The 15,324-nt window shown below is 48.8% G+C and carries 10 protein-coding genes and 4 tRNA genes; 6 read left to right on the top strand and 8 right to left on the bottom strand.

Annotated features, from left to right (window positions below; genetic code table 11):
• The first annotated feature begins 66 nt into the window (after positions 1-66).
• The 4 genes from K4H25_RS14815 (at position 67) to K4H25_RS14800 (ending at position 484) form a co-directional block, all read left to right on the top strand.
• Positions 67-142: transfer RNA gene (locus K4H25_RS14815), tRNA-Ala, on the top strand.
• Positions 143-187: 45 nt separating this feature from the next.
• Positions 188-262, top strand: a tRNA-Glu gene (locus K4H25_RS14810).
• 30 nt (positions 263-292) lie between these two features.
• Positions 293-368 (top strand) — tRNA-Ala (locus K4H25_RS14805).
• A gap of 41 nt (positions 369-409) precedes the next feature.
• Positions 410-484 (top strand) — tRNA-Glu (locus K4H25_RS14800).
• 50 nt (positions 485-534) lie between these two features.
• On the opposite strand, the gene K4H25_RS14795 is transcribed toward K4H25_RS14800, so the two are convergent.
• The 8 genes from K4H25_RS14795 to zwf all read right to left on the bottom strand — a co-directional run bounded on the left by K4H25_RS14795 (position 535) and on the right by zwf (position 12,271).
• The gene (locus K4H25_RS14795; protein WP_221021180.1) at positions 535-720 is read right to left on the bottom strand and encodes a hypothetical protein; all 186 of its coding nucleotides are present in this window, start codon (positions 718-720) and stop codon (positions 535-537) included.
• A gap of 286 nt (positions 721-1,006) precedes the next feature.
• A complete protein-coding gene (gene lpdA, locus K4H25_RS14790; RefSeq protein WP_221021179.1) occupies positions 1,007-2,797 on the bottom strand; it encodes a dihydrolipoyl dehydrogenase in 1,791 nt (596 codons plus the stop codon).
• A 113-nt stretch (positions 2,798-2,910) separates the two neighbouring features.
• Entirely contained in the window at positions 2,911-4,527 is a 1,617-nt protein-coding gene (gene aceF / locus K4H25_RS14785; protein WP_221022969.1) for a dihydrolipoyllysine-residue acetyltransferase, read from the bottom strand.
• Positions 4,528-4,629: 102 nt separating this feature from the next.
• The gene (aceE, locus tag K4H25_RS14780; RefSeq protein ID WP_221021178.1) at positions 4,630-7,290 is read right to left on the bottom strand and encodes a pyruvate dehydrogenase (acetyl-transferring), homodimeric type; all 2,661 of its coding nucleotides are present in this window, start codon (positions 7,288-7,290) and stop codon (positions 4,630-4,632) included.
• 93 nt (positions 7,291-7,383) lie between these two features.
• Entirely contained in the window at positions 7,384-9,030 is a 1,647-nt protein-coding gene (gene pgi / locus K4H25_RS14775; RefSeq protein ID WP_221021177.1) for a glucose-6-phosphate isomerase, read from the bottom strand.
• 55 nt (positions 9,031-9,085) lie between these two features.
• Positions 9,086-9,931: a transcriptional regulator HexR gene (gene hexR, locus K4H25_RS14770; RefSeq protein WP_173532233.1), complete on the bottom strand. Its 846-nt coding sequence runs from the start codon at positions 9,929-9,931 to the stop codon at positions 9,086-9,088.
• Positions 9,932-10,020: 89 nt separating this feature from the next.
• Positions 10,021-10,719: a 6-phosphogluconolactonase gene (gene pgl, locus K4H25_RS14765; RefSeq protein ID WP_221021176.1), complete on the bottom strand. Its 699-nt coding sequence runs from the start codon at positions 10,717-10,719 to the stop codon at positions 10,021-10,023.
• A 103-nt stretch (positions 10,720-10,822) separates the two neighbouring features.
• Positions 10,823-12,271: a glucose-6-phosphate dehydrogenase gene (gene zwf, locus K4H25_RS14760; protein ID WP_221021175.1), complete on the bottom strand. Its 1,449-nt coding sequence runs from the start codon at positions 12,269-12,271 to the stop codon at positions 10,823-10,825.
• A 312-nt stretch (positions 12,272-12,583) separates the two neighbouring features.
• Between zwf and edd the strand changes: the two genes are divergently transcribed.
• On the top strand, positions 12,584-14,407 hold the full coding sequence (edd, locus tag K4H25_RS14755; protein WP_221021174.1) for a phosphogluconate dehydratase: 1,824 nt from the start codon (positions 12,584-12,586) through the stop codon (positions 14,405-14,407).
• Positions 14,408-14,599: 192 nt separating this feature from the next.
• Positions 14,600-15,226, top strand: coding sequence for a bifunctional 4-hydroxy-2-oxoglutarate aldolase/2-dehydro-3-deoxy-phosphogluconate aldolase (eda, locus tag K4H25_RS14750; protein WP_221021173.1), 627 nt, complete (start codon positions 14,600-14,602; stop codon positions 15,224-15,226).
• Positions 15,227-15,324 lie beyond the last annotated feature (98 nt).

The following is a 15,324-nucleotide window of genomic DNA, read 5'->3' as shown; positions in this document are numbered from 1 at the left end:
AAGTGCAGAATAAACTAAAGAAGGCTTGACGTACTTTAATTTGCCGTCTATTATTCTGCTCTCTCTGGGGGTATAGCTCAGTTGGTAGAGCGCTTGCATGGCATGCAAGAGGTCAGCGGTTCGATTCCGCTTACCTCCACCAGTTAGATTTAATTGATTGTTTGTTCATCAGTTAAATAAGATTTAAGTCCCTATAGTTTAGCGGTTAGAACACTGCCCTTTCACGGCGGCGGCCGGGGTTCGATTCCCCGTGGGGACGCCAGTATTAAGTTGTATGTTTATTTGTAAGTGCGGGGGTATAGCTCAGTTGGTAGAGCGCTTGCATGGCATGCAAGAGGTCAGCGGTTCGATTCCGCTTACCTCCACCAGTTTTAATCAAATTGGTTTTTGATCAATTTGAGATGTAGTTGTCCCTATAGTTTAGCGGTTAGAACACTGCCCTTTCACGGCGGCGGCCGGGGTTCGATTCCCCGTGGGGACGCCAATAGATAAAAAAGCACTCAATACATTGAGTGCTTTTTTATTGCCTAAAATTTAATGTCGACGATTTTTATCGTATTCAATACGCGCATGTGCAAGGCAATCATAGAAATCAATGCGTAAGTTCGCACAGAGTTCTAAATAATGCTGTAGTTGCGCAGTCACTTCATCACTCAGTTGTTCTGCTGGTTTTTGTTGCGAACCCGTAGAAATATGAGGCTTGAGTTGATAGCTGGCCATCTGAATTGCTCCTTGCAACACTGTAAATTAAGTATTGCAAGACGCGTGCCATGTTGCAATGCGGAAAATACGTATATTTTTATGGCTAAATTCATTTTTTTACCTGCTATGCCTTAAATGTCGGCAAAACTTGCCAGTACATAGCGGCAATTGATGTATTTCCTCGTTTTCTTGCGGCAAATATTTGTTTTTATTGAAGATTGCGTATTCCGCCACTCATCGTTTTAAATGCGAGTGTATAAAAAAAGCCACGAAAATCGTGGCTTTTTTGTCTCATAACAACAGTTTACTTTTTGCGCTGTGGCGGCAAATCAGTACAAACACCTTTTGCCACTTCGGCGGCCATACCAATCGATTCGCCCATGGTTGGGTGAGGATGAATGGTCTTGCCGATATCTACTGCATCTGCGCCCATTTCGATGCCGAGACAGATTTCACCAATCATATCGCCAGCGTGCGGGCCAACAATTGCGCCGCCGAGGATTTGGCCGTTTTCTGCATCAAAAATCAATTTGGTAAAGCCTTCCGTGCGGCCATTGGCAATCGCACGACCAGAGGCCGCCCATGGGAATACGCCCTTGGTGATTTTGATGCCGTCTTTTTTGGCTTGATCTTCGGTCAGACCAACCCAGGCCACTTCAGGGTCGGTATAAGCAACACCAGGAATCACGCGTGCGTCGAAGTAGGCTTTGTGACCGGCGGCGTTCTCTGCGGCAACGTGTGCTTCATGAACCGCTTTATGCGCCAACATGGGTTGACCAACTAAATCACCAATCGCGAAGATATTGGCTACATTGGTACGCATTTGTTTATCAACGTTGATAAAACCACGCTCGTCGACCATCACACCAGCATTTTCTGCGCCAACTTTCTTGCCGTTCGGTGAGCGACCGGTTGAGTACAACACTAAGTCATAGCATTGCGCTTCGCTTGGGGCTTTCGGGCCTTCAAACGTCACCCAAATACCGTCATCTTTTGGCACAATTGATGTGGTTTTTGAGCTGAGCATGATATTGTCAAAGCGATGTGCGTTCCAGTCTTGCCATACTTTAACGAGGTCGCGGTCTGCGCCTTGCATCAAGCCGTCGGACAATTCAACCACGTCTAAACGAGCGCCCAGAGTTGAATACACGGTGCCCATTTCCAAACCAATAATCCCGCCGCCGATAATCAACATGCGTTTTGGTACTGATTTGAGTTCCAGCGCGCCAGTTGAATCTACAATGCGTGGATCATTCGGGATAAACGGTAGTTTCACCGCTTGCGAACCGGCGGCAATCACGGCTTGCTTAAATTTAACGACTTTTTTCTCGCCGCTTAAATCTTTACCCGTACCGCTGGTGACTTGAACTTCCATGTGATTAGCGTCAAGGAAAGTACCAATACCGCGTACTTGTTCAACTTTACGCATTTTCGCCATGCCAGCGAGGCCGCCTGTGAGCTTGTTAATCACTTGCTCTTTGTAGCCGCGTAGTGCATCGATATCGACTTCTGGCGCACCGAATTTAATCCCGTTTTTCGCCATATGCGACACTTCATCAATCACCGCTGCATTGTGCAGCAAGGCTTTGGATGGAATGCAGCCGACATTCAAACACACGCCACCGAGCGTTGCATAACGCTCAACAATGACGGTTTTCATGCCTAAGTCGGCAGCACGGAATGCCGCTGAATAACCGCCAGGGCCTGCGCCAACGACCAGCATATCGCATTCAATATCCACATTGCCGGTGTATTGACCTGCAATCGTTGCCACAGCTGGTGTAGGGGCCGATACTGCTGGTGCCGAAGTTTGAGCAGGTGCAGTTGCAGCTGGCGCTGGTGCCGCCGCACTTGCTGCGACTTCCAAGATAGCGATCACGTCGCCTTCTGACGCTTTGCTGCCTGCAGTCAAACGCATTTCTTTAATGACACCCGCGTGCGTTGACGGTACTTCCATCGTTGCTTTGTCGGTTTCGAGTGCGATTAAGCTGTCTTCAACGGCGACGGTATCGCCGACTTTAACAAACACTTCAATCACATCAACACCAGCATGGCCGCCGATATCGGGTACTTTTAATTCAATCGTATTGCTCATTTTAAAATCCTGTGAGTTCTGTAGGGTGGGTTAGCCATCGGCGTAACCCACCATATTGCGCGAGGGTTTGGTGGGTTACGGCAACAGACCGCCTAACCCACCCTACAGGCTGCTTACAGCACCAGTCGACGAACATCCGACAATAATTTACCCAAGAACACAGTGAAGCGGCCAGCTTGTGCGCCGTCGATCACGCGGTGATCGAATGACAACGACAATGGGCACATCAGGCGTGGCGTGAATTCTTTGCCATTCCAAATCGGTTTGATTTGCGATTTGCATACGCCCAAAATCGCCACTTCAGGTGCATTCACGATAGGCGTAAAGCTGGTGCCACCGATACCGCCGAGGCTAGAAATGGTGAATGTCGCGCCTTGCATATCGGTCGGTTTGAGCTTGCCATCACGCGCCAAAGCCGACAATTCACTCAATTCTTTGGTGATTTGTTTGAGGCCTTTTTGGTCAACGTTTTTAATGACAGGTACCACCAAGCCATTGGGTGTATCAGCAGCAAAACCGATGTTGTAATACTGTTTGAGCACCAAATTATCGCCATCGAGCGATGAATTCATTTCTGGGAAGGCTTTGAGTGCTTCGGCCGCGGCTTTGATAATGAAAGCCAGTGGTGACAATTTCAGGCCACTTTTTTCCCATTCTTTACCGATGGTCTTGCGGAAGTCTTCGAGTTCAGTGATATCGCACTCGTCGTTAAACGTGACGTGCGGGATCACGACCCAATTGCGATGCAAGTTGGCGCCAGAAATCTTTTTGATTTTTGACAATGGCTTGCTTTCGATCGGGCCGAATTTGGCGAAGTCTACTTTTGGCCAAGGCAACAATTCCAAGCCAATGCCTGAGCCTGCCGCTGGTGCCGCTAGCGACGAAGCCACTGCACTGGTCATGACGGATTTAACAAAACTTTGCACGTCTTCATGCAAGATGCGGCCTTTCGGGCCTTTACCACTGATTTTGCCTAAATCAACACCGAGTTCACGGGCAAATTTACGCACTGATGGCGAAGCATGCGCTTTGCTAAAAGTCACTTCATTCACTGCAGTGCTTGCTGCTGGCGCAGCAGTTACTACGGCTGCAGGGGCTGCTGCGACCGGTGCTGGCGCTGCAGCAACAGGAGCCGCAACGGCAACAGTGGCTGCTGGTGAGTTCGCGCTTGCTGCAACTTCAAGCAATAAAATCACATCGCCTTCAGACGCTTTGCTGCCGACTTGGATTTTGATTTCTTTAACCACGCCAGCGTGCGTTGATGGCACTTCCATGGTGGCTTTATCAGTTTCAAGCGCGATCAGCGATTGCTCTTTTTCGATGACATCACCGACTTTAACAAACACTTCAATCACGTCAACGCCAGCATGGCCGCCGATATCGGGTACTTTCACTTCAACAAGGCCACCGCTGCTCGCCGGTGCGGCAGCAGTTGGCGCAGCAGCAACGGCAGCAACCGGTGCGACTGCAGCAGGCGCCGGCGCCGCTTCGCTGACTTCGAGCAACAACACCACGTCGCCTTCAGAGGCTTTATCGCCAACTTTGATTTTCATTTCTTTAATAACACCAGCGTGCGTTGACGGTACTTCCATCGTCGCTTTGTCGGTTTCAAGTGCGATTAAAGATTGTTCTTTTTCGATCGTGTCGCCAACTTTGACGAAGACTTCGATCACATCAACACCAGCATGCCCGCCGATGTCTGGAATTTTTACTTCAATTAAATTGCTCATCATCAAATCCTGTGTGGGTGAGAGTTAGGGGCGAGGTATAGGCCTCGCCCTCTGATCGTTCTTGGTTTTATGGGTTATACCCAGCAAGAACGACTCACTCGATTACACTGTCCAAGGGGCTGGTTTCGCTGGGTTGATGCCATATTTTTCCATGGCTTCAAGTACCTTCTCTTTACCGATCTTGCCTTCGTCAGCCAACGCTTTAATTGCGGCAACCGCAACGTAGAAGCTGTCGACTTCAAAGAACTTACGCAATTGTTTGCGTGAGTCAGAACGACCAAAACCATCGCAACCGAGTACCACGTAACGACCTGGCACATATTCGCGAACTTGATCGGCAAAGGCGCGTTTGTAATCGGTTGCAGCGATTACAGGACCTTGGCGGCCAGTTAAGCATTGGGTCACGTATGGCACGGCTTGTTCACCCATTGGGTTGAGCATATTGTGACGCTCAGCAGCCATACCATTGCGGCGCAATTCGTTAAAGCTTGGGCACGCCCAGATATCAGATTCGATACCGAAATCGGCTTTAAGTAATGCCGCAGCTTGGATTACTTCACGGAAAATCGTGCCTGAACCCATCAATTGCACTTTGAGCTTGGCATCTTTCGGGCCTTCTTGGAACATATACATCCCTTTCAGGATGCCCGCTTCTGCACCCGCTGGCATGGCCGGCTGGGTGTAGTTTTCGTTCATGACTGACAGGTAGTAATAGATGTTCTCTTGGTCTTGGTACATACGGCGCATACCGTCTTGTACAATCACCGCCAATTCATACGCAAACGTTGGATCGTACGATACGCAGCTTGGGATGAATTCTGCAAACAAGTGACCATGGCCGTCTTGATGCTGCAAGCCTTCGCCATTCAATGTCGTGCGACCCGCAGTACCACCAATCAAGAAACCGCGTGCGCGCAAGTCGCCTGCTGCCCAAGCCAAGTCACCGATACGTTGGAAACCAAACATTGAGTAGTAGATGTAGAACGGAATCATGGTTACGCCGTGGTTGGCGTAAGAAGTCGATGCCGCGATCCAATCGCTCATCGCGCCAGCTTCGTTAATCCCTTCTTGCAAAATTTGACCGGTTTTTGACTCTTTGTAGAACATCAATTGGTCAGCATCTTGTGGCTCGTACAATTGGCCTACGTGTGACCAAATACCGAGTTGACGGAACAAACCTTCCATACCAAAGGTGCGTGATTCATCCGGAACGATAGGTACAACGCGATTACCGATTTTCTTGTCTTTGGCCAAGGCAGTCAAAATACGTACGAAAGCCATAGTGGTCGACATTTCACGCTCACCTGAAGACTCAAGTAGACCTTTAAATAGATCTAAACCTGGCACTTCGAGTGGCTCATCCACTGGCTTACGGCTAGGCAAGAAGCCGCCTAAAGCACTACGACGCTCGTGCATGTATTTCAATTCTGGAGAATCAGCTGGTGGCATGTAGAACGTGCATGATGCAGCTTGTTCGTCAGTCAATGGGATATTGAAGCGATCACGCAGGTTCAATAAATCGTCATTGGCTAATTTTTTCGTGTTGTGGGCCACGTTTTGTGATTCGCCAGCGGTACCTAGACCAAAACCTTTTACTGTTTTAACCAGCAATAGGGTGGGTTGACCTTTGTGTTGTACCGCCGCTTTATAACCTGCATACACTTTGTACAGATCATTACCACCGCGAGTCAGACGCCAGATGTCATCATCGGACATGCTAGACACTAGATCGAGCAATTCTGGGTAAGCACCAAAGAAATGTGCGCGAACATAAGCGCCATCTTTTGATTTGTAGGTTTGATATTCGCCGTCAACGACTTCCATCATGCGTTTTTGCAACAAGCCTTTTTTGTCTTGTGCCAACAACGCATCCCAGCCTGTGCCCCAAACGACTTTAATCACATTCCAGCCAGAACCACGGAAGTCGCCTTCGAGTTCTTGGATGATTTTGCCATTACCGCGAACTGGACCGTCAAGACGTTGCAAGTTGCAGTTAATCACAAAAATCAGATTGTCGAGGTGTTCACGACCCGCGAGTGAAATCGCACCGAGTGATTCTGGCTCATCCATTTCACCATCACCACAGAAGCACCATACGTGACGATCGCCTTTTTGCGTAAAGCCGCGGTCATCGAGGTATTTCATAAAGCGCGCTTGGTAGATCGCCATTAATGGACCAAGACCCATTGATACCGTTGGGAATTGCCAGAAATCAGGCATCAACCATGGGTGTGGGTAAGACGACAAACCGCCACCATCAACTTCTTGACGGAATTTATTCAGTTGCTCTTCAGAGATACGGCCTTCAAGGAAAGCACGTGCGTAAACGCCAGGCGCTGAATGACCTTGTACGTAAACTAAGTCACCACCGTGGTTTTCGTCTGCAGCGTGCCAGAAGTGATTCCAGCCCACATCATACAAAGTAGCAGCAGAGGCAAACGATGAAACGTGGCCACCTAAATCACCATCAAAACGATTGGCTTTAACCACCATTGCCGCCGCATTCCAGCGGGTATACGACAAAATACGTTCTTCAAGATGCGCATTGCCTGGATGTTTGGCTTGTAAGTGCGCTGGAATGGTATTGATGTAAGCAGTGGTCGCGGTGTATGGAATATTGACACCGTCTTGACGGGCGTGATCGACCAATTGTTCCACTAAGAAATGAGCACGCTCAGCGCCCTCAGTTTCAATCACGCTTGCTAAAGCATCGCGCCATTCTTTAGTTTCTTGTGGATCATGGTCATTGAGTTGCTCTGCCATTTGTATCTACCTTGTGAGTGGTGTTGTGGTACACATCCGATGATCGGTTCGGATATTGTTTGTAAACAGGCGACGAGTAGTCGCCCTTTGGGGTTAGCGCGGGGTGTTCCGCTTGTAGTAATTGATTAAACCATTGGTCGATGCATCATGCGAATGTGTCAGACCTGGGGTAGTTAGATCCGCCTCGATCGCCTTGGCCAATTGCTTGCCGAGCTCAACGCCCCATTGATCGTAGGAATTGACATTCCATACGGTGCCTTGGACGAATACTTTATGTTCATACAGGGCAATCAACGCACCTAAACGGCGTGGCGTTAGGCGTTGCATCAAAATGGTATTGGTTGGGCGATTGCCTTTGAAAATCTTGTGCGGCACGAGTTTTTCTTGGGCTTCGCCGGTAATACCGGCCTTGTCGAGTTCGGCTCGAACTTCGGCTTCATTTTTACCGCGCATAAAGGCTTCGGTTTGGGCAAACACATTGGCCATTAAAATGGTGCTGTGTGGCTCTGGAATATCCGGATGCTCAATGGTCGCAATAAAGTCGATAGGCAGTAGCTGGGTACCTTGATGCAGCATTTGATAATATGCGTGCTGGCCGTTAATACCCGCATCACCCCAAACCACAGGGCCGGTGGCGTAATCAACGCGATTGCCATCGAGATCAATCGACTTGCCGTTTGATTCCATATCCAATTGTTGCAAGTAGGCTGGAAAGCGCGACAAGCATTGATTGTACGGAGAGATCAAATACGTAGTGGCATCAAAGAAGTTGGCATACCAAATGCCCAGCATCCCCATAATGACCGGTAGATTTTGCTCGAGGGGTTTGCCACGGAAGTGTTGATCCATGGTGTACGCGCCATGCAGCAAATCTTGGTAGTTATGCTTACCTAAGAAGATCGCAATTGGCAGGCCAATCGCTGACCACAGGCTGTAACGACCGCCAACCCAATCCCAGAATTCAAACATATTGTTGATGTCGATACCAAACTCAGCCACGGCTTTGCTATTGGTCGAAACGGCAACAAAGTGTTTAGCAATGTGTTTTTCTTCGAGCGCGCTCGACAAGAACCATTTGCGGGCGGTGCGCGCATTGGTAATGGTTTCTTGGGTGGTAAAGGTTTTTGACGCAACAATAAATAACGTGGTTTCAGGATCAAGCTGCTTGAGCGTTGAGACAATTTGGTCGCCATCAACGGTTGAAACAAAGTGCATTGTTAAACGAGCGTGACCGTATTCTTTGAGTGCTTGGCAGACCATCAACGGGCCTAAATCTGAACCACCAATACCGATGTTCACAATGTCGGTAATCGGTTTGCCGGTGTAACCTTGCCATTCACCAGAGCGAACTTTGTCGGAAAAAACGCCAATTTGCTCTTTCACTGCATTGACTTTAGGCATCACGTCTTCGCCGTCGACCATGATGGGCGTGCGGTCTAAATTACGTAATGCGGTATGCAGTACGGCACGATTTTCGGTGGTGTTGATTTTTTCACCAGAAAACATTTTTTCAACGCGATCGACCAAGCCCGATTGACGCGCCAAGTCCATGAGCAAGCTCATGGTTTTTTCGGTAATTCTGTTTTTTGAGTAATCAAAAAATAGACCACCCGATTCAAGCGAAAACCTTTCAAATCGATGCGGATCATTATTAAATAAATCGCGCATATGCATTGGTGACACTTCTTTGAAGTGCTCAGCAAGTGCCAGCCAAGCAGGAGAAGAGGTTAGGTTAGACATCGGAATCGTTCCTTGTTGATCGCTTGCAGGTATTGCCGTGTGAGGGCGAATTTTTTTAGTGCTCATGTCCACGAACTCGTTTTTCTTTCATATTGCGTTTCATTTTCTCAAGCTGATCGATCAGCTCAGGGCCACGTTTGAGTGCGACACCCACGGCCAATACATCGATGATGACCAAATGCACGATGCGGGTAATCATTGGCGTGTATAAATCAGGATCTTCCATCGTGTCGGCAAACAAACAAATATTGCAGCGTTTGGCCATTGGTGATTTGGAATGGGTAATGCCGATCACATCGGCGCCTGAATCACGCGCAATCTCAACCGAGCGCAGCATATCTAAAGTGCGGCCCGAATTAGACACCGCAATCACCGCATCGCCCGGTTTAAGCATCGATGCGCTCATGCCGTGCATATGCGGATCGGTATAAGCCACCGTCGGTACGCCAAGACGGAAAAATTTATTCTGCGCATCAATCGCTACGGCACCCGACTGACCTTGTCCCCAAACTTCAATTTTTGGCGTATTAGATAAAATCTTGATGGCTTTTTCTAATACATCGGTATCGAGTTCATTACGACAACGCAGTAGATGAGAAATATTATTGTCGAATAATTTTTTTGCCAAATCGTGCGCGGAGTCATCCGCAGAAACCATCGAATGCACATACGGTACGCCAGAAACCAAACTGCGCGTGAGGCGTAGTTTGAAGTCTTGCAATCCTGAGCAATTGAGTGAACGGCAAAAGCGGATCACGGTGGGCTGAGAAACTGCGGCCAGATCGGCAATTTGGGCAATTGGCGCATTGGCGACTAAATTGGGTTGCGCCAGCACTAAATCAGCTACTTTGCGTTCGGATTTAGACAAAGTGTCGAGTACTGCTTTGATTCGTTCGAGCATTATTTAGCGCCCTCAATCAAACGCAATAACGCCAAGCAGGATGACTGCTTTGGCGTTGATAGAAAAAAGTTAAAGGAAAAACGGTTCACTTAAGCAGTCCAATAAACCTGAGCAGGTTGCTCGCTTTGGTCGAGCACACGGCGAATTGGATATTGCTCGGTCAGTGACTTTTGTTCTTGCATGGCGTGTTGCAGCAATTCTTTTTTGCCTTCGCCGGTGATATGCACGTAAAGATTGCGTGCTTTTGCAATCGTCGGCAAAGTAAGCGTGATGCGCGAATGCGGTGCAACCGGCGGTGTGACTGCGGCGACCCAGTCTGTGGAAACACAGGCGGCTTCGAGCTCTACGGCGTTAGGGAATAAAGACGCGGTATGACCATCATCACCCATACCTAGGATGAGTATATCAATAGGGGCTTTGATTTTTTTGAGTTCGGCTTCAATACCTGCAAGACCGGCATGTGGCGTTGCGGCATCGTTGACCATAGAAATAAACTGCGCTGCAGCTGCATTGTCTTGCAATAGATTTTCGCGCGTTAGGCGTTCATTACTATCTGCGTGATCGATAGGTACCCAGCGTTCATCCACCAAGGTAATGATCACTTTTGACCAATCAATATCACTGGTGCGCAATGCTTTAAACATACCAGCGGGTGTGCGACCACCCGATACGGCCAGGCTCGCTGAGCCCCGCTCAGTAATCGCCGCTTGGAGTTGTTGGGCAATGGATTGAGCGAGTTTGAGGTCGAGTTCGTCTTTACTTGTGAACTCATGCCATTGCAACGTCATGCGTGGATCTCCAGTTTTATAATTGTGCAATGCAATACGGAGTTTCCCCAATTTTGCCATATCTAGTCAAAATTTAGGGAAACTCTTTAAGGTTTGTTGCAGATCAAGATTCTTCGTGCCAGCACAAACCGTCGCGAGATAATAGGGCTGAGGATGCTGCTGGGCCCCAAGTGCCGGCAGTATAGGTTTTCGGACCTTCTGAACTATTTTCCCAGCTCTCGATAATTGGCTCAACCCAACGCCATGCGGCACGTTGTTCATCACGACGTACAAACAGGGATAGATCGCCTTTGATGACATCCATCAACAAACGTTCATATGCTTCTGGACTGCGGGTGCTGAAGGTTTCTTTGAAATCCAAGTCCAAATACACTTCGCGCAAACGTTCACGACCTGGTTCTTTGGCCAACAGGTAGAGACGAACTGACTCATCCGGTTGTAATTGAATCACCATGCGGTTCGCTTGCATGTTTTTGCCAAAAATCGACGTCGGCGCTGCACGGAAATTAATGACGATTTCAGCCAGACGTTCTTGCAAGCGTTTACCGGTACGCAAGAAGAACGGCACGCCAGCCCAACGCCAAGTTTCGATCTCGGCTTTTAATGCCACAAAGGTTTCCGCTTTCGAACCTGCAGGTACACCAGGCTCGTCTTGATAGCCAGGAACGGCTTTGCCGCCAACAGCGCCGGCACGATACTGACCGCGTACCACTTTGTTGTGAACGTTTTCAGGTGTGAGCGGTTTGAGTGCACGCAATACTTTGAGTTTTTCGTCACGAACTGCGTCAGCATCAATAGACGCTGGCGGCTCCATTGCCACAATCGTTAACAGTTGCAACAGATGGTTTTGCACCATATCGCGCAGTGCACCGGTTTTGTCATAAAAATCCGCACGGGTTTCGACGCCAACTTGTTCGGTGACGGTGATTTGTACGTCGCGAATCCATTCGCGACGCCATAGCGGTTCAAGCAAAGTGTTGGCAAAACGCAATGCAATCAAATTCAGAACCGGCTCTTTACCCAAGTAATGGTCAATGCGGTAAATTTGCTGTTCTTGAAAGTATTCGCCGACTTCATCGTTGATTTTATTCGAAGATTCTAAGTCGTGGCCGAGTGGCTTCTCGAGTACGACGCGTGAGTTGCCTTGGTTAAGACCGACTGCCGCTAAATTTTTTGCAATCGGAGCAAAGAAATCTGGCGCAGTTGAGAGGTAGAATACACGGCTACGATTTGGATAAATATTCAGTGCTTCAGCTAAAATCTCGAAGTCGCTGAGGGTATGGGCATCGACTTTAAAGTATTCGATGCGTTCCGCGAACTGAGCCCAATCGGCTTCGTTATAGTGGCTACCTAAAAATTCTTTGGCTTTGCTTTGCGCTTTAGCGGTGTAGCTTGCCGTGTCTGAAGGGCTGCGGCCTAAGCAAATAATCCGGCCATCTTTTGGAAGGTTGCCGTCTTGGTGTTGGTGGTAAAGTGCCGGTAGTAACTTGCGCAAGGCTAAGTCACCAGTGCCGCCAAAAAATACCATGTCGAAAGCGTCGATCGGGTTCATTGCAGCAAATCCTTCCTGATAATAAGGGGGGTTAATATGCACCTAAATGATACAGGTTAACAAGTAAGCTTTGTAATCTTACTACATGCCTAAATGACGGTGCAAACGAATTTAGATTTTAAGTTTTTCCTTATGGGTATTTTTACCGTTTTGCGCGTCAAGTCCATGGTACTAAACACCAATGTTGCGTTGCAGCGCGAGTGGCTGACGTACTTTTTGGGTTGCTCTAGCGCGCTGATTGTAGTAAAACTACGCCAAATTTCATAAGCATTTTAGCTGAGTGCTGATCCCTCAGCCTATCAGGAGTTCCGTATGACATTGCATCCTCGTCTGGTCGAAGTAACACAACGTGTTATTGAACGCAGTAAAGCGTCTCGTGGTCGTTATTTAGCACGTATGGAGCTCGCTGCAAGTAAAGAGCCGGTTCGTAAAGGTTTAGCCTGTACCAATCAGGCGCATGCTTGGGCTGCAATGCCAGAGACCGACAAAATCATGTTGCGTGAAATGCGTCAGCCTAATCTGGCCATTGTGTCTTCATACAACGAAATGTTGTCGGCGCATCAGCCATTTGACGCTTTTCCAGCATTGATTAAGCGCGCCGCTCACGAAGTTGGCGCAACGGCACAGTTTGCTGGCGGTGTGCCAGCAATGTGTGATGGGGTGACACAAGGTCAAGCAGGGATGGAATTGTCCTTGTTTAGTCGTGATGTGATCGCGATGTCAACGGCAGTGGCTTTGTCGCACAATATGTTTGATGCGACTTTATGTCTTGGTGTTTGCGACAAAATCGTTCCGGGTCTGTTGATTGGCGCATTACAGTTTGGCCATCTACCAACAATTTTTGTACCAGCGGGTCCTATGACCAGCGGTATTTCAAACAAAGAAAAAAATGTCACTCGTCAGCTTTTTGCTGAAGGCAAAGTAGGGCGCGATGCCCTGTTGGCATCAGAAGAAGGCTCTTACCACGGTGCGGGTACTTGTACTTTCTTTGGTACGGCCAACTCCAATCAAATGCTGATGGAAATCATGGGTCTGCATTTGCCAGGCGCAGCCTTTACTAATCCAGGCACACCATTGCGTGATGCATTGACTATGGCTGCCGCCAAGCGCGCAGCGCAAATTACATCATTGGGTAATGAATTTATTCCCGTCGGTAAAGTGGTTGACGAAAAAACCATCATCAATGGCATTATTGGCTTGCTGGCTACGGGTGGCTCTACCAACCATACGATTCACTTGATCGCGATTGCCCGTGCAGCTGGTGTCATGATTGATTGGTCTGACTTTAGTGATTTATCAAGCATCATTCCGTTGTTGGCTAAAGTCTATCCAAATGGCGCGGCCGATGTGAACCACTTCCACGCCGCTGGTGGTATGGGCTATGTGATTCGTGAATTGCTCGACGCTGGTTTGTTGCACAACGATGTGTGGACTGCCGCTGGCTTTGGTTTGCGCCATTATGCGCAAGAGCCTTTCTTGGATAATGGTGTTGTGGTGTGGCGTGATGCACCAACGGTTGCCGGTGATGCAGAGGTATTGAGCACCGTTGCGAATCCATTCCAAGCCGATGGCGGCACTAAGTTGCTGCAAGGTAATTTAGGTCGTGCGGTAATTAAAACTTCGGCGGTTGCGCCTGAATTCCGCGTAGTGAATGCACCAGCGATTGTGTTTGACGATCAAGAAGACGTGATAGCAGCCTTTAAACGTGGCGAGCTTGAGCGTGATTTTATTGCGGTGGTGCGCTTCCAAGGTCCACGTGCTAACGGTATGCCTGAGCTGCACAAGCTCACGCCACCATTGGGCGTGTTGCAAGATCGTGGTTTCAAAGTGGCACTGGTGACCGATGGTCGTATGTCGGGCGCGTCGGGTAAAGTACCTGCTGCAATTCACATTACGCCAGAAGTGGTGTCCGGCGGTGCCTTAGGTAAAGTGCGCACTGGCGATATGATTTTGCTCAATGCCGAAACCGGCGTGCTTGAAGCACAAGTCGATGCCGCTGAGTGGGCCGCGCGCGAAGTGGTGACAGCGGATCTGAGTAAAAATGAACACGGCATGGGTCGCGAGTTGTTTGCGACTTTCCGCCAAAATGCGACCGGTGCCGAAGAAGGCGCGGTCAGCATGGGCTTAGCGCATTAAGCGCTTCGTAGTGTCTGTAGGATGAAGAATGGTGCGCTTAGCGCATTGGGTATGTGTAGTTCTGGTTATATCTGACGGTATATCGATCTAGGTCATGATTTGATTGGTTTGGATCGATATACTCTATGCTTTATTTGGGCTGTGTTATTTTTTGACGGCTTATTTTCATAACGTAAAACGGAAGAGTTAAAAATGCAGATTCGTGACATCATGCGCTCGTGCTCGGTTATGCCGGTGCTCGTAATCGAAAACGTGGAACACGCAGTACCTTTGGCAAAAGCCTTGGTTGAAGGCGGCATCCGTGTCTTAGAAGTGACTTTGCGTACCGAAGCTGCATTGGCTGCGGTGAAAGCGATTGTTGATAACGTACCTGGTGCGATTGTTGGCGTGGGCACCGTGGTTCGTCCAGAGCAATTCCAAGCAGCAAAAGACGCCGGTGCCGTATTTGCGGTAACGCCAGGTTTGACGCCTAAATTAGCTGCTGCAGCTCGTGCTTGCGGTATCCAATTATTGCCAGGCGTGATGACGCCATCTGAAGCGATTGCAGCGCTTGAAGAAGGCTTTGATGCCATGAAGCTATTCCCCGCTGAACAAGCGGGTAGCTTGGGTATGCTCAAAGCCATGGGCGGTCCATTGCCACAAATCTTATTCTGCCCAACTGGCGGCGTGAGCTTGGAATCAGCGCCTAAATTATTGGCATTGCCCAATGTTGGCTGTGTTGGCGGCTCTTGGTTGGCACCGAAAGATATGGTTGCTAAAGGCGATTGGGCTGGCATTACTGCGCTAGCGCGTGAAGCTGCTGCTTTGCGTCCTGAGTAACAGTTAAGATTATCGCTAGGCGTTTTGCCTAGCTGTTAATCAAACTGGCTTTATCTATATAGTGTTTGCTCTGTTTTGATTGTGGTGCACGCTGCGCG

Source organism: Deefgea piscis (assembly GCF_019665785.1).
Lineage (GTDB): Bacteria > Pseudomonadota > Gammaproteobacteria > Burkholderiales > Chitinibacteraceae > Deefgea.
The sequence above is the reverse complement of the archived record's forward strand: the minus strand, read 5'-3'. Positions and strand labels throughout refer to the sequence as shown.

Bases quoted from the DNA above. Each gene is read 5' to 3' on its own strand.
- K4H25_RS14795 (WP_221021180.1), bottom strand. From the start codon at position 720: ATGGCCAGCTATCAACTCAAGCCTCATATTTCTACGGGTTCGCAACAA.
- lpdA (WP_221021179.1), bottom strand. From the start codon at position 2,797: ATGAGCAATACGATTGAATTAAAAGTACCCGATATCGGCGGCCATGCT.
- aceF (WP_221022969.1), bottom strand. From the start codon at position 4,527: ATGAGCAATTTAATTGAAGTAAAAATTCCAGACATCGGCGGGCATGCT.
- aceE (WP_221021178.1), bottom strand. From the start codon at position 7,290: ATGGCAGAGCAACTCAATGACCATGATCCACAAGAAACTAAAGAATGG.
- pgi (WP_221021177.1), bottom strand. From the start codon at position 9,030: ATGTCTAACCTAACCTCTTCTCCTGCTTGGCTGGCACTTGCTGAGCAC.
- hexR (WP_173532233.1), bottom strand. From the start codon at position 9,931: ATGCTCGAACGAATCAAAGCAGTACTCGACACTTTGTCTAAATCCGAA.
- pgl (WP_221021176.1), bottom strand. From the start codon at position 10,719: ATGACGTTGCAATGGCATGAGTTCACAAGTAAAGACGAACTCGACCTC.
- zwf (WP_221021175.1), bottom strand. From the start codon at position 12,271: ATGAACCCGATCGACGCTTTCGACATGGTATTTTTTGGCGGCACTGGT.
- edd (WP_221021174.1), top strand. From the start codon at position 12,584: ATGACATTGCATCCTCGTCTGGTCGAAGTAACACAACGTGTTATTGAA.
- eda (WP_221021173.1), top strand. From the start codon at position 14,600: ATGCAGATTCGTGACATCATGCGCTCGTGCTCGGTTATGCCGGTGCTC.